At 25.8% G+C, this 14,187-nt stretch carries 15 protein-coding genes; 11 read left to right on the top strand and 4 right to left on the bottom strand.

The annotated features are described in order from the left end of the window. Positions 1–15: 15 nt before the first annotated feature. Positions 16–1,422, bottom strand: coding sequence for a DASS family sodium-coupled anion symporter (locus ABLL_RS13565; RefSeq protein WP_014475355.1), 1,407 nt, complete (start codon positions 1,420–1,422; stop codon positions 16–18). Positions 1,423–1,558: 136 nt separating this feature from the next. On the opposite strand from ABLL_RS13565, the gene cobT reads away from it, so the two are divergent. From cobT to ABLL_RS13520, 9 genes are read left to right on the top strand one after another with little or no spacing between them, the layout of a single operon-like run. Further along, positions 1,559–2,623 carry a nicotinate mononucleotide-dependent phosphoribosyltransferase CobT gene (gene cobT / locus ABLL_RS13560; protein WP_014475354.1) on the top strand — a complete coding sequence of 355 codons (1,065 nt, stop codon included), beginning with the start codon at positions 1,559–1,561 and terminating at the stop codon, positions 2,621–2,623. 3 nt (positions 2,624–2,626) lie between these two features. After that, positions 2,627–3,250, top strand: coding sequence for a GDSL-type esterase/lipase family protein (locus ABLL_RS13555; RefSeq protein ID WP_014475353.1), 624 nt, complete (start codon positions 2,627–2,629; stop codon positions 3,248–3,250). A gap of 12 nt (positions 3,251–3,262) precedes the next feature. Further along, positions 3,263–3,862 carry a MarC family protein gene (locus ABLL_RS13550; RefSeq protein ID WP_014475352.1) on the top strand — a complete coding sequence of 200 codons (600 nt, stop codon included), beginning with the start codon at positions 3,263–3,265 and terminating at the stop codon, positions 3,860–3,862. After that, entirely contained in the window at positions 3,862–4,356 is a 495-nt protein-coding gene (locus ABLL_RS13545) for a bifunctional adenosylcobinamide kinase/adenosylcobinamide-phosphate guanylyltransferase (RefSeq protein WP_014475351.1), read from the top strand. Before ABLL_RS13550 ends, ABLL_RS13545 begins: the two co-directional genes overlap by 1 nt. Further along, the gene (locus ABLL_RS13540; protein ID WP_014475350.1) at positions 4,353–5,099 is read left to right on the top strand and encodes an adenosylcobinamide-GDP ribazoletransferase; all 747 of its coding nucleotides are present in this window, start codon (positions 4,353–4,355) and stop codon (positions 5,097–5,099) included. Before ABLL_RS13545 ends, ABLL_RS13540 begins: the two co-directional genes overlap by 4 nt. After that, positions 5,096–6,109, top strand: a complete 1,014-nt coding sequence (locus ABLL_RS13535; protein ID WP_014475349.1) for an aminotransferase class I/II-fold pyridoxal phosphate-dependent enzyme — start codon at positions 5,096–5,098, stop codon at positions 6,107–6,109. The genes ABLL_RS13540 and ABLL_RS13535 overlap by 4 nt, the downstream gene beginning before the upstream one ends. Continuing rightward, positions 6,103–6,711: a hypothetical protein gene (locus ABLL_RS13530; RefSeq protein ID WP_014475348.1), complete on the top strand. Its 609-nt coding sequence runs from the start codon at positions 6,103–6,105 to the stop codon at positions 6,709–6,711. The genes ABLL_RS13535 and ABLL_RS13530 overlap by 7 nt, the downstream gene beginning before the upstream one ends. A 16-nt stretch (positions 6,712–6,727) precedes the next feature. After that, positions 6,728–7,414 carry an SDR family NAD(P)-dependent oxidoreductase gene (locus tag ABLL_RS13525; RefSeq protein WP_014475347.1) on the top strand — a complete coding sequence of 229 codons (687 nt, stop codon included), beginning with the start codon at positions 6,728–6,730 and terminating at the stop codon, positions 7,412–7,414. Positions 7,415–7,423: 9 nt separating this feature from the next. Then, positions 7,424–8,647, top strand: coding sequence for a P-loop NTPase fold protein (locus tag ABLL_RS13520; protein ID WP_014475346.1), 1,224 nt, complete (start codon positions 7,424–7,426; stop codon positions 8,645–8,647). 8 nt (positions 8,648–8,655) lie between these two features. On the opposite strand, the gene ABLL_RS13515 is transcribed toward ABLL_RS13520, so the two are convergent. Beyond that, a complete protein-coding gene (locus ABLL_RS13515; RefSeq protein ID WP_041654926.1) occupies positions 8,656–10,014 on the bottom strand; it encodes an ATP-binding protein in 1,359 nt (452 codons plus the stop codon). A 126-nt stretch (positions 10,015–10,140) separates the two neighbouring features. Here ABLL_RS13515 and ABLL_RS13510 point away from each other — a divergent pair, with 126 nt between their 5' ends. Continuing rightward, positions 10,141–11,547, top strand: coding sequence for a cobyric acid synthase (locus ABLL_RS13510; RefSeq protein WP_014475344.1), 1,407 nt, complete (start codon positions 10,141–10,143; stop codon positions 11,545–11,547). A 2-nt stretch (positions 11,548–11,549) separates the two neighbouring features. On the opposite strand, the gene ABLL_RS13505 is transcribed toward ABLL_RS13510, so the two are convergent. Next, on the bottom strand, positions 11,550–12,314 hold the full coding sequence (locus ABLL_RS13505) for a HAMP domain-containing histidine kinase (protein ID WP_014475343.1): 765 nt from the start codon (positions 12,312–12,314) through the stop codon (positions 11,550–11,552). A gap of 98 nt (positions 12,315–12,412) precedes the next feature. Between ABLL_RS13505 and ABLL_RS13500 the strand changes: the two genes are divergently transcribed. Beyond that, positions 12,413–12,661 (top strand): helix-turn-helix domain-containing protein, encoded by a 249-nt coding sequence (locus ABLL_RS13500; protein WP_014475342.1) that lies wholly within the window; start codon positions 12,413–12,415, stop codon positions 12,659–12,661. A 13-nt stretch (positions 12,662–12,674) separates the two neighbouring features. Here the strand turns inward: ABLL_RS13500 and ABLL_RS13495 are convergent, their stop codons facing one another. Then, complete coding sequence (locus ABLL_RS13495) at positions 12,675–14,096, bottom strand: SDR family oxidoreductase (protein ID WP_014475341.1); 1,422 nt, start codon at positions 14,094–14,096, stop codon at positions 12,675–12,677. Positions 14,097–14,187 lie beyond the last annotated feature (91 nt).

Below are 14,187 nucleotides of genomic sequence, written 5' to 3'. Positions count from 1 at the left end.
CCTCTTTTAAATTTTTTAGATGAATATAAATGCACCTAAGATAATAACAGCAAGATAAAGTGCACCAAATATCGCACCTAATCCCCACCATCTAGCTTGTGAAATATATCCTGCTCCATACCAAATAGGTGATGGTCCAGTAGCATAAGGAGTAATAATTCCCATAACCCCAAGACTTCCAGCTAAAATAACAGTAAATGGAACTAATTGTTCAGGTGCAAGTAAACTTGCAGCAATAGTCATAAATATTGGAACAAGAGCTGTAACATGAGCTGTAACACTAGCAAAAAAGTAGTGTAATAAGAAAAAAAGAACAAGTAATGATAAGATAAGTGCAATTGGGCTCATACCTGCTAACATTTCTTGTGTATTTGCTCCAATCCAGTCTAAAATACCAACTTTTTTAAGACCAGCTGCCATAGCAACTAAAGATGCAAACCAAATAAGTACGTTAAATGCAGCTTTATTTGAAATCAAATCATCCCAAGTAATTACATTTGTTAAAACCATAATTGATACAACAGAAATAGCAACAGTTGTAGAATCTACACCAATTTCTTTACCAAAAATCCAAAGAACAAGTGCAACAGTTGCAAGCCCTGCCATAAGATATTCTTTAAAAGTAATTGCACCTAATTTTTTTAACTCTTCTGCTGCCCAAGCAGGAGCTTCAGGAGATTTTTTTTGTGTTGGTGGATAAACAACATAAGTTAACCAAGGAGTAAGTAAGAATAATGGAATCATAAGTGGTAACATAACTCCTGCCCATTCTCCCCAACTAATAACATGTCCTGTACTTTTTCCGATTAAATCTACTGCAAGTAAATTTGGAGCAAGTGCAGTTAAGAACATAGAACTTGTAATACAAGTAGTTGCAATTGCAACCCAAGAGATATATGCACCTAATTTTCTTGGATCTTTATCTGGATAAGAATCAAAAATATGTGGAATATTAATAGCAACTGGATAAACAGATCCCGCACTTCTAGCAGTATTTGATGGCATAAATGGAGCTAAAACTAAATCCGAAAATGCAACTGCATATCCAAGACCAAGTGAACTTTTTCCCATATATTTAATCATAATAAGTGAAACTCTTTTCCCTAAACCTGTTTTTTTATAACCTAGTGCAAACATAAAAGCTGCAAAGATTAACCAAATAACACTATTTGAAAATCCTGAAAGAGCCCATGTAATACTCTCTTTAGGATTTCCTACTAACCCTAAAAGTGCAACTAATGAAATACCAGTAAAACCCACAAGAGCAGCTGGAACTGGCTCAATAATAAGTCCTACAACAACAGCAAAAAATACTGCTAAAAAATGCCATGCATTAGCTGATAAACCTTCTGGTGCTGGAATGAACCATAAGATCAATAATACTGCAACAGGGACAATATATTTTATAGTCTGATTTGACATATAAATCCTCCTTTTGAAATTATAATGTTATTATAATATAATTTAGTTACAAAATAAATATAAGCTAAAATTAAAACAAATATGCATTTATCTAATATTTGTTATACTTCCCAAAAATTATACAAAAAGGCTTCAAATGAATTTTGAAACAATTTTAGGAAAAGTTGATTTTTTAGAGTTCTTAAGAGGTAAAAGAGCAACTTTTTTACTTAGCTGTAGTGTGACAAAAACATGTGAAATACCAAATATTTCGCAAGCTGGAATACCTGGAAAACTCTATCTTACTCCCACTCTTGATGCTGAATTTTTATGTACAAAAGAAGTTCATTCACTTCCTGATATTGCACAAACACCAAAAGGTGTGCCAACACCTGCTCTTATAACTAGAGCAATTCATGAATTAAAACCATACTCAAATATCGAGATTTTAAATTTGGGCTTAGATGTAATTCCTCAAATAGATTATTTTAAGATCTATAATTTTGATATAAATTCAAGTGAAAGTATTGATAAGAATGCAAAAATACCTGCTATGGAAATATTTCAAAAAGGTATAGAATTTGGTCAAAATTTTGAAACAAAAGATGATTATGTGATAATAGCTGAAACAATTCCAGCTGGAACTACAACAGCAAATGCAACTGCAAAAGCTCTTGGATACAAATGTGAAGGATATTTTTCTAGTTCATTTAAAAATTCTCCAAATGATATAAAAAATGAAACAATAAATAAAGCTTTAGATAATCTAGATATAAATGATGATATTTTTGAGATATTATCAAAAGTTAGTGATAATATGATTATTTTTAATGCGGGATTTATTTTAGGAAGTAGAGTAAATGACTTAAAAGTTATCCTTGCAGGTGGAACACAAATGGCTTGTGTTTTACTTGTAGTTAATTCTATTTTACAAAGTATGGATGGCGAAATTGATTCTTCAAATCTTGCACTTTGTACAACAAAATGGATAAATAAAGATGAAGATTCAAATCTAAAAGCAATATTAGAACAATTAGATTTCCCAATAAATGCTTATGCAAGTGATTTTGATTTTAGCTTATCAAACCATCCTGCACTTAAACTTTATGATGAAGGTGAAGCAAAAGAGGGTGTTGGTTGTGGTGGAGCACTTTGTTATGCAACAATCAATGGCTTATCCAAAGAAGTAGTTACAAAAAAAATTGAGAGTTTTTTAGGATAAAAGATGAAAAAGTTAATTTTATTATTAGTTAGTGGAGTTTTGATGTTACAAGCTTGGCAAATACAAGATGATCCATATTATAAACATAAAAAGAGTCAATTTGAAATGTTACAAAATAATGATAAATATGAAACTATGATGTTAGGTGATTCTATAACTGATGAAGGACGTTGGGATGAATTACTTAATAATGACAAAGTACAAAATAGGGGAATTAGTGGTGATACAACAAACGGTGTGTTAGAACGACTAGATTCAATAAATAAAAATATAAAACAAGTTTTTATAATGATTGGTGTAAATGATATTATGCGAGGAAAAGAAGTAGATGAAGTTTATAATAACTATTTAAAAATCATCAAAACTTTTAAAGATAAAAATATAAAAGTTTATATTCAATCAACACTTTTTATTGGTGAAAGAAGAATGGAAAATTTCAACTTTAAAGTTGAAGAGTTAAACAAAAGATTAGAAAAGTATGCAAAAGAAAATCATATTACTTTTATAAATCTAAATCCAATTTTTGCTCCAAAAAAAGTATTAGAGAAAAAATTCACTTTTGATGATTTGCACTTAAATGGCTCAGCTTATGAACTTTGGGCAAAAGAGATTAAAAAATATTTTTAAATTAGGATTTTTATGGATTTATTTATTTCAACATTTTTGAAAATGTTTTTTATTATGACACCTTTTTTTGTTTTATCAGTTTTTTTAACTGTTACAAATGAAGCAACAATAAAACAAAGAAAAGCATTAGCTATAAAAGTTACTATTTCAGTTGTAATTGCAAGTATGATTTTACTTTTTTTTGGGAAAAATCTATTTTCAATATTTGGAATAACACTTGATGCTTTTAGAATAGGTGCTGGAGCTTTACTATTTATAACAGCTGTTGAGTTAGTAAAAGGAAATAAAGATAGTACAAAAGTAGGAGATAAAGATATTTCACAACTTGCAGTGGTACCTTTATCAATTCCTGTTACTATTGGTCCTGGAACTATTGGTATTTTACTTGTAATGGGTGCAACTTTCGAAAATACATCTTCAATGTTAGTTGGAAGTTTAGCTTTAATTTGTGCTGTTTTAGTAATAGGTATTATGCTTTATAGTTCAAGTCTTATAGAAAAAATTATAGGAAAACATGGACTTTTAGTGATTTCAAAAATTACTGGATTATTTCTTGCAGCACTTTCAGCTCAAATCGTATTTACAGGTATTAAAAACTTTTTAGGATTATGATGAAGATATTATATTTTGGTGGACAAAAATCAGGAAAAACAAAAGCAGGAATAAAAAAATCACTAGAACTTTCAAAAGAAAAAAAGCCTTATTATATAGCAACTTATGATAACTCTTTTGGTGATGATTCTATGCAAAATAGAATAAATAAACATATTCTTGAAAGAGAAGAAAATTTTATCACTATTGAAGAACCCAAAGATTTAGTAAAAGTTGTACAAAATAATAATACTTACTTAATAGATTGTGTTTCTATGTGGCTTTTTAATAACTTAGAAGAGAAAGAAGAAGTTTTAAAAGAGCAGTTAAAAAAGATTTGCCAAAAAGAGACAAATATAATTTTTATTCTAAATGATGTATCAAATGGAATAATACCTTTTGATAAAGAATCACGAAGATTTGTAGATTTTACAGGACTTATTGGACAAGAACTTGTACATCTTTGTGATGAGGTTTATGAAGTAAAATTTGGATTAGAAAGAAGATTAAAATGAAACAACTATCAAATGCCTTTTTCTTTGCACTTTCATATTTTTCAATAATTCCAGTTTTTGTGAAAAATATGCAAATTAACAACGAAACGTATAAATATACTTTAGTTTTATTGCCACTTGTTGGAGCTATTTTAGCTTCAATTGTAATTGGGTTAAATTATTTATTAGTTGATTTTTTTCATCCTTTATATGCATCTTTTGTATGTGCAGTAATTTATCTTGCTCTTTATGGATTTATACACACAGAAGCAATTATAGATGTGGTTGATGCTTGGTTTGCATCTTATAGTGGAAAAGATGCTTATAAAATTATGAAAGAGTCAACTATTGGGGCAATTGGGGCTTTATATGGTTTTTCATTTGTACTTTTAAAAGTTGGAATAATCACTTATGTTTTATATGAAAAACAGTATATTTTGTTTTTACTTGTTTGTGTTTTTTCAAGATTAAATCTGATTTATCTTCTTGGATATTTTAAATTTAGTAAAGATAGTTTTTTATCTTTGGCTTTTGCAAATTCTGGGATTTTTCAACTCAAACTTTTTGCTTTGATTTATGTAATAATTGCATTTCTTATTGGAACAAATGTTTTAGTTTTATTTGTTTTATCACTTTTGAGTTTTTATTTTGTATTAAAAGTTTTAAACAATAAATTTGGCTTTGTAAATGGAGATTGTTTGGGATTTACTCTTGAACATACAGAATTGATACTTTTAAATATAGGATTGCTTTTAATATTATGAAAATTTTTGAACATGGTGGGCAGATAGAAAAATTTGCATTTGAATTAGGATGTAATGTAGATGAGATTATAGATTTATCTTCAAATATAAATTTTGTAAAACCTCAAATAAATGTAGATTTTAACACTTTAGATATTTCTTCATATCCAACTTATGATAAGTTATATGAAAAAATCTCATCAAACTATGGAGTTGAAAACTCAGAGATTGAACTATTTAATGGTGGAAGTAGTGCTATTTTTACTCTATTTAAACATCTTTCTTTACAAACTTGTACTATTTATTCACCTGCATATTTAGAGTATAAAAAAGCTGCTTTAAATTTTGGTTATGAGTTAAATCTGATAAATAGATTTGAAAATATAAATCAAGAAGTAAAAGAGAATAGTTTTGTAATTTTTGTAAATCCTTCAACTCCTGATGGAAGATATTATGATTTAGAAGAGTTGATGAAAACTTGGATAGAAAAATCTTGTACCATTTTGATTGATGAGAGTTTTTTAGATTTTTGTGATAAACCTAGTGCTATAAAATATCTAAAAACTTACGATAAATTATACATTTTAAAATCAATGACAAAATTTTATTCAAGTGCAGGCATTAGAGTAGGAACAATAGTTTCTACAAAAGATAATATAGAAAAATTAAAAGAGTTTGAACCTATGTGGAAATTGTCGCAGTTTGATTCAAACTATTTACAAGCTGCACTTGATGATAAACTTTTTAAATCTATTTCAAAGGCTATAAATATCAAAAATAAAATAGAGTTAGAAAATATTCTAAAAAGTTCTAGTTTGATAGATGAAATTTCTGAAAGTAGTGCAAACTATCTTTTAGTAAAATTAAAAAATCTAAATGGCAAAGAGTTTCAAGAAAAATTAAAACCATTTAAAATTATGGTTAGAGACTGCTCAAATTTTGATTTTTTAGATGAACGATTTGTAAGAATTGCAGTAAAAAGCTCAACTGCAAATGAAACTTTACAAAAAGCACTAGATAAAATATGCTAATAAATAGTAAATTATTAAAATATTTCTCTTTTTTAATCTCTGCTATTTTTATAATTTATGTTGTTTATTTGATTGTTAGTTCTTTTTTTATAGTTAAAAATCAGTTTATTGATATTGGTGATGCAACTTATGTAAATCAAGTAAGAACTGACGAATATACAACTAAACTTGCAAATTTTTTAACAAAAGATTGTAAAGGTGATAAAGTTTGTGAAGTTCAATCAATGCTTGATTTTGTTACAAAAATTCCTTATAAAATAAATGAAAGTATTGCAAGAAGTTCAAAACAAGTAGTTGAACAAAATTTTGGGGATTGTGATGATAAATCAAATCTTTTGATTTCTCTTTTAAAAGTAAAAGGTTATGACGAGATTTATTTTGTATTAGTTCCTGAACATATTTTTGTCATAATTCATCTTCAAAATATAAAATTAAATAGTAAAGCTTTATATGTAAATGATAAACGATTTTATATATTAGAAAGTACAGCAACAAACTCTAAAATAGGCTTTCCTTTAAAATATAAATTAGAAGAAATAGATGCGATTGTTGACCCATTTAAAAATAAAAAGTTAGTTGTAAATAAATTGGAATATAAATAAATATTTAGGAGATAAAATGAAAAATATCATAATAACTGGTGCATCACATGGTATTGGAAGAGTTATAGCAAAAAATTTGAGAAAAAAATATCATGTTATAAATATAGATATTGTTGAAAATAAGATGGAAAAAGTTGATTTTTATAAATGTGATTTATCTGATAAAAGCCAGCTTTTAAAAACTATTGAAAAGATAAAAACAAATATTGATTCTCTTCATGCTCTAATAAACAATGCTGCAATATTTTCAATGAAGATATTAGAAAAGCAGACTTTTGAAGAGTGGGAAAATATAATAAATACAAATCTTACAGCTCCATATATTCTTTCAAAAGAGTTTGCAGATTTCCTAAAAGAATCAGAAGGACATATCATAAATATCTCTTCAACAAGAGCTTTGATGAGTGAAGTAGGAACAGAAGCTTATAGTGCTTCAAAAGGTGGAATTAGTTCTTTAACTCATGCTCTTTCTATGTCATTAAGTCCTGACGTAAAAGTAAATTCAATAACACCTGGTTGGATAAATACAAATGAAGATTATTTGCCTACAAAAGATGATAATTTTCAACATCCAAGTGGAAGAGTTGGAACTCCTGATGATGTGGTTGATGTAGTTAAATTTTTACTAAGAAATAAAGGTTTTATAACAGGAAGTGATTTTGTAGTTGATGGTGGAATGACTAAAAAAATGATTTATGTTTAGGAACTTATAATGGGAAAATCAAATCAAAAAAGTTTAGAAAAATATTTAATTGGTGAAAATGGTTATTTAAAAACTGATATTTCTAATGGTAAAGTTATTATGCTTTCTGGAAAATGGGGAAGTGGTAAAACTTTTTTTTGGAAAAATCTTATTGCAACTGATGAATTAAAAAAAGAGTTAAGTGATAAAAATAGTGCATATTCGTATGTAAGTTTATATGGGAAAAGTTCTATTGAAGAGATTGAAAATGATATTTTTGCACAAATATATTTTAGTGCAATTGGTGGAGATAATTTAGTTACAAAAACTTTTTCAACATTTACAAAATATTCAAAAAGATATGGAAATCTTTTTTCTTCTTTTGATTTTTCAAAATTGGCAGAAGGTTTAAAAGAAGAACAAAAAGAGAATAAAGAAAGAGTTGCTCTTGAAAGATTAAAAAATGGGGCGATTATCTGTTTTGATGATTTTGAAAGAAAATCAAAAGATATAGACCTAAATGATTTATTTGGATTTATTACAAATTTAACAATAGAGTTTGATTGTAAAGTTGTGATTATTTTAAATGATGATGTATTTGAAGGTGAAGAGAAAGAAGTGTTTTCAAGAGTAAAAGAAAAATCTGCATCTAAGTTTTTGAAATATGAACCAAGTATCAAAGAACTTTTTGAAACGATTTTTAATAGTGATGAAGAATATAGAAAATTAGATGAATATGAAGAAATTATTTTAAAAACTATTGAAGAAACAAAAGAGTTAAATGCAAGAATTTATATTCAAGTTTTAGATAATTTAGTTGAGTGGATTGATAGAAACCAAGAAACTGATGTTGATAATTTAAGATGTTTAATTTTAGTAAATATTAATTTTATTCTATTTCATACTATATTTTTTAGAGATGGAAAAGTAAAGGATTTATCCGTTTTTAATTTACATAAAATATTAAAACTTTCAAATGAAGATTACGATTATATGAAAAATAATTATGTAGGAATAAGTTCATTTAGAGAACCTGAAACATTTGAAAAATATGTAGTTAAAATTCAAGATAGATATATAAATAAAAAAGATATTAAAGATGAAACAGTTAGGATGAAAATTCAATTTATTGAAAATAATATAACTTTATTTAAAAGTGATTATTTCGCAAATAAATTAAATATTTCAAGAAAAATAGATGATAAAACTTTCCAAAAAATCAACAACTTTATAGAAACAGGAATTTTAATCTAAAACATAAACTATTTTAAAGGCAGTTTGATAATAAATTTTGCACCAAATTGCCCATTTTTTGCTTCAATTGTTCCTTTAAAATATTTTTTGATTATATGATAAGTGATATATAATCCAAGTCCAGTTCCTTGGCTTTGATGTTTTGTTGTAAAGTATATATCAAAAACTTTTTTTAGATTTTCTTCTTTTATTCCACTTGCATTATCTTCAATCTCTATATAAATAAAAGAGTTTTCCACATAAGTTTTTATATAAATCTCTTTATTTTCTATTTGATTACTGATTAGAAAATCCCTTGAATTATTGAAAATACTAAGCAATGCTTGGGATAATTTTGTGCTATTTCCCACTATAAAAATTTCATCTTTATAAAAATCTTTATTTACATTTATGTTGTAGGTTTTTAGACTTGAATCTAAAACAAAAAGAGTCTTTTCAATTATTTGATGTAATTTAATATTTTCCAAAATTTCATCAATCTTTATAAACTCATTAAAATTATTTATTGTATTTGATAGATAATTTACTTTTGACATAATAATATCGATTTTATTTGTAAGTTCTTCATTTGAAATTTTTATACTGCTTGCAACTGTTGATATTATAGATAAAGGCTGTCGCCATTGATGGGAAATATTTACTATTATTTCTTCCATTTGTGAGAAATGAAATTGTTGTTGAATAATTTTTTCTTTTTCTAAATTTTCTTGTATGGCTTCATCTATTTTTGTTTTTAAAGAAGCATTTAATTCATTTAACTCTTTTTCTTTTTGTACAGTAATTCTAATGGAAGGAATAACGATAAATAAAGCTTCAATTAGAAGAGTTATAATAGTTCCAAATAGTATATATTTTTCTCTTTTTAGTAATTGTGCTGTTTTTTCATCACTCTCTTTTTGAAAAGTATAAACAGCCTTATCTAAAAGAGGTAATAAATTAAAAGAATCTTTTTCAATCTCTTTTAAAAGATTAAAATCATTTGATTTATAAAATTTGTCTAATAACTCAAAATAGTTTTTTACTTTTTTATCTAGATTATCATTTTTGGAAAAATAAATCTCAGAAATTTCCTTTGAAGTTAGATTGTTTGAGATATAAAAGTAATCATTCTTCATCAAAGATATCAATTCTTTTAGATGATTTTTCAGACTTTCATCTTTTGTTTCAAAATATCTTTTTGCTATAAGAGTAGTTTTTTGGGAAAGCATTCTTTGTTTCCCACTAAGGTTTATTATTTCTGCATAGATTTCCTGATTGTGAATTTGAGTATTCATTGTAAAATAGGCAAAAAATGCCCATACAATAAGACTTGAAAATATGATGAAGTAAATATATTTGAGATTGAAAACATTTACAATTTTTGTCATTTTTATTCTTTATTTTAAGAATTAATACATATACTTAGCTTTCATATTATATCTGTATTCTTAAATAATTGAGATATTAACTGTATATAAAATAATTAAAAATAATTTTTAAAAAATTGGAAAAAGATGTCTAATAAAAAATTTCATAACATCTCAATATTCGGAACAAGTAGTGACGCTGGAAAATCAACAATAACTTTTGTAATAGCTAAAATTCTTCAAGATTTAGGCTATAAAGTAGCTCCATTTAAAGCACAAAATGTATCAAATAACTCTCACGTTTGTGATGATGGAAGTGAAATAGCAATTGCTCAATATTTTCAAGCAGAAGTTTTGGGTGTAAAAACTTCTTATCATCTAAATCCAGTTTTATTAAAATCGGGTCGAGGAAGTTCGGCTTCACTTATAGTTGAGGGAAAAGTTGTTACAAACAAAGATGTAAGAGAATATTACAGAGATTTAGATTTATTAAAACCAGCTGTTAAAAGATGTTTTGAATATTTAGATGAAAGATACGATTGTGTTGTTGCTGAGGGTGCTGGAAGTCCTGTAGAATTAAATTTGATGGATAAAGATTTATCAAATATTTTTATAGCAACAGAATACAATACAAAAATTATACTTGTGGCAGACATAGAAAAAGGTGGAGTTTTTGCTTCTATTTGGGGAGTTTATAATCTACTGCCAGAAAAACTTAGAAAGAATGTAATTGGTGTTATAGTAAATAAATTTAGAGGTGATTTAACACTTTTTGATGAAGGTATTAGAATCATCGAAGAAGATTTTAAAATCAAAGTTTTAGGTGTTCTTCCTTATATTCCATTTAATCTAGGTTTTGAAGATAGTGCAAGTTTGAAAAACTTTGTTCAAAAACCAAAAACCAAAAAACTTGATATTGCAGTTATTTCTTATCCATATATGAGTAACTACAATGATTTTGAACCTTTGGTTGCCGATGATGAAGTTTTAGTAGAGTTTGTTAGTTCAAATATCTCTTTAGAAAAATTTGATTTAGTGATACTTCCAGGAAGTAAACTTGTAATCAAAGATTTAAAATGGTTAAAAGATACAGGATTATTTGAACAAATAAAAAACTATCAAAAAGATATTTGTGCTATTTGTGGTGGATACGAGATGATGTTTGAAACACTTGAAGATAAATACTCTTTAGAAAATGAACAAGCTATTAGTGAAGAAGGTTTTGGTTTTATTGATGATGTAATAGTTTTTGAAAAAGAGAAAATCTTAGAGAAAAAGAGTTATGAGTTATTTGGCTCAAAAATAGATGGTTTTGAGATACATCATGGAATGTGTCAAAAGTATTCTTTATTTTTTGAAAAGAAGAATTTTAAAGGTACATTTGTACATAAGATTTTTGATAATAATGAGTTTAGAACAAACTATTTTAAATCTATAAAAAGTGATTATGTAGGTTTTGATTTTGCAAAATATAAAAAAAATACGGTTGATAGTTTTATTTCAACTTTAAAAGAAAAGATAGATGTAGAATATCTAATAAAAAATATAAACTAAATTCAAAGTTTTAATTTAATTAAAAAGTTTGTTCCTTCATAATTTTTATTTTTATAAATAAATTTTTCATTTGAAATTAAAATAGTTCCATTTAAAAATTTTTTGATAATTTTAATACTTAGATATAAATCAATTTTAGATTCTCTAAATAACTTTTCATAAGTCATGTTAAAATTATATAAAGCTACTATACTTTCGTTATCTAGTATTTTTATACTATTTTTAATTTCAATAATTAAAAAATTATCTTTTTTGTAAGTTTTTAAGAAAATAATTTTTTTATTTGATATGTTTTGGTTTAAAATAGAATCAATTGAGTTATTTAAAATATTAATTAAAACTAAAGAAAGTTTACTTTTTAAAGAATAAATCTCAATATCTTGTATATTTTTTCTAATCTCAATATTTTTTGAAAAAAATTCTATATTTAAAAGTTTAAATATATGTTCAAAAAGTTCAGAAATAGAAAAAGTTTGCATTGTATTATTTGTATTATTAATAAAATATTTAAACTCATCAATAGAATTTGATAACTCTTGTACAGAGTTATTTATCAATTCCATTGAAGGGATTATTTCTTTATCTTCCAGAAGATTTAGTTCTTTTTTTAGTTTTATTCCTGTTGAAGCTGTTGAGATAATTGATAAAGGAAGTTTCCATTGATAAACTATATCATTGATTATTCTATTAACAAAATCAATTTTATTTTTTTGAAATAAAATAATTTCTATATCTTCCGTAAATTTATCTATATCCGAATTTTTCATTATAAACCAATAATTAAATAATTTATTCCCTATAGGGAATATAGAAATTATTTTATCTTTTATATTCTTACACAAAACTTTCACTATGGGGAATAAAATTGCAATTATATTTAGAAATTGATGAAAGCGAGATTGAAGAACTTCATCGAAAAATTGCTTTTAATGTAAAAAGAAGAAGATTAGAGAAAAATATTTCTCAAATGGAATTAGCTTTGACAATTGGTCATAGATCAGTTAGTACAATTGGAAAAATTGAAGCAGGACTTGAAAATAAACATTATAATATAGAAACTTTGTATAAAATTTCAAAAGTTTTGAATATAAATATTTGCGAATTTTTCCGTTGATAAAAAGTATAAGCTAAAGAGTTTTAGCCTTTTTGATTATACTTTTTATCATATTGTTGAATACAAAATAATGTAGGGGAATTAAAGCATACCAATACAATCTTCCTAAAACACCTTTTGGATAAAAATATGCAGATTGAATTAGTTTATTATCTTTGATTTTAAACTCAAGCCAAGCTTCTCCTGGAATCTTCATTTGAGCATAGAGTAAAAGTCTTTCATTCTCTTTCAAATCAACAACTTTCCAAAAATCAAGGCAATCACTAATTCTTAAATCACATTGACTTCTTCTTCCTCGTTTTAGTCCAACTCCACCGATTAATTTATCAATAATTCCTCTTAATTCCCACAAAAAGTCAAAATCAAACCAGCCATTAGCTCCACCAATACTAATAAATGATGTATAAACTTTTGAAGCATCTATATTTGAAATATCTTCTTCTTTTCTATCTATAAAAATTGCTTTTGATATTTCACTATTACTTGTTTTATCCCAAACTCCATCACCTTTATCATTCCATCTACTAATTACTTGATTCTCTTCTATCTCTTTTATTGCATTTTTTACAGCATCTTCATAAGAAATAGGAATAATATTTGGAAAATATTTTTTAGCATTCTGATTTTGGATTACAACTTCTGATTTTAATCCTTCAATTAGTGCTTTTGCAATAGAAAAAGGAACAGGAGTAAAAAGATTTAACCAATAAGATGAAAGGTTTATACTCATAAATGGAAGTGGAATTATCCATCTTTTTAAACCTAAAACTTTTGCAGTTTTTAACATCATATCTTTATAGCTTAATTGCTCACTACCAATATCAACTATTAGATTTTCTTTTTTTTCTAAATATAATGAATTATATAAATATGAAAGTACATCATTTACTGCTATTGGTTGTGCTTTTGTAGTTACCCATTTTGGAGTTGTCATAATTGGAAGTTTTTCTGTTAGATTTCTTATTATTTCAAAACTTGCACTTCCTGAACCAATTATAACTCCTGCTCGAAGCCAAATAGTTTGAACATTTTTATTTGAACTTAAAATTTCTCCAGTTTCAATACGACTTAATAAGTGTTCACTTGTATTTTCATTTTTAACTCCTAAACCTCCAAGATAGATAACTCTTTTAACACCACATTCATTAGCTATATCTAAAAAGTTTTGAGCAGAAATTTTATCTAGGTCTTTATAGTTTTCATTACTTAAAGAGTGAATTAAATAATAAGCAGTTTCTACATCTTTTAGAGCTTCTTTTAAAGAGTCTTTATTAAAAGTATCACCTTCAATAATTTCTATTTTATTTTGTAAGTTTGAACGTACACTATTTTTATTTCTAACAAGGAGTTTTAATTCTATATTTTTATCTTCTAGAAGTTTTTGTTTTAGTCTTCTTCCAATATAGCCAGTTGAGCCTGTTAATAATACTTTCATTTTTAACTCCTTTCAATAAACAAATGATACTATTGCATTTTAGAAATTATAACATTTATTAAAAAATTAAAATCGTAGGATATGTAAGTTC

Source organism: Arcobacter sp. L (assembly GCF_000284235.1).
GTDB lineage: Bacteria > Campylobacterota > Campylobacteria > Campylobacterales > Arcobacteraceae > Aliarcobacter > Aliarcobacter defluvii.
The sequence above is the reverse complement of the archived record's forward strand: the minus strand, read 5'-3'. Positions and strand labels throughout refer to the sequence as shown.

Bases quoted from the DNA above. Each gene is read 5' to 3' on its own strand.
- ABLL_RS13495 (WP_014475341.1), bottom strand. From the start codon at position 14,096: ATGAAAGTATTATTAACAGGCTCAACTGGCTATATTGGAAGAAGACTA.
- ABLL_RS13540 (WP_014475350.1), top strand. From the start codon at position 4,353: ATGAAACAACTATCAAATGCCTTTTTCTTTGCACTTTCATATTTTTCA.
- ABLL_RS13525 (WP_014475347.1), top strand. From the start codon at position 6,728: ATGAAAAATATCATAATAACTGGTGCATCACATGGTATTGGAAGAGTT.
- ABLL_RS13545 (WP_014475351.1), top strand. From the start codon at position 3,862: ATGAAGATATTATATTTTGGTGGACAAAAATCAGGAAAAACAAAAGCA.
- ABLL_RS13530 (WP_014475348.1), top strand. From the start codon at position 6,103: ATGCTAATAAATAGTAAATTATTAAAATATTTCTCTTTTTTAATCTCT.
- ABLL_RS13510 (WP_014475344.1), top strand. From the start codon at position 10,141: ATGTCTAATAAAAAATTTCATAACATCTCAATATTCGGAACAAGTAGT.
- ABLL_RS13515 (WP_041654926.1), bottom strand. From the start codon at position 10,014: ATGACAAAAATTGTAAATGTTTTCAATCTCAAATATATTTACTTCATC.
- ABLL_RS13550 (WP_014475352.1), top strand. From the start codon at position 3,263: ATGGATTTATTTATTTCAACATTTTTGAAAATGTTTTTTATTATGACA.
- ABLL_RS13520 (WP_014475346.1), top strand. From the start codon at position 7,424: ATGGGAAAATCAAATCAAAAAAGTTTAGAAAAATATTTAATTGGTGAA.
- cobT (WP_014475354.1), top strand. From the start codon at position 1,559: ATGAATTTTGAAACAATTTTAGGAAAAGTTGATTTTTTAGAGTTCTTA.
- ABLL_RS13535 (WP_014475349.1), top strand. From the start codon at position 5,096: ATGAAAATTTTTGAACATGGTGGGCAGATAGAAAAATTTGCATTTGAA.
- ABLL_RS13565 (WP_014475355.1), bottom strand. From the start codon at position 1,422: ATGTCAAATCAGACTATAAAATATATTGTCCCTGTTGCAGTATTATTG.
- ABLL_RS13505 (WP_014475343.1), bottom strand. From the start codon at position 12,314: ATGAAAAATTCGGATATAGATAAATTTACGGAAGATATAGAAATTATT.
- ABLL_RS13555 (WP_014475353.1), top strand. From the start codon at position 2,627: ATGAAAAAGTTAATTTTATTATTAGTTAGTGGAGTTTTGATGTTACAA.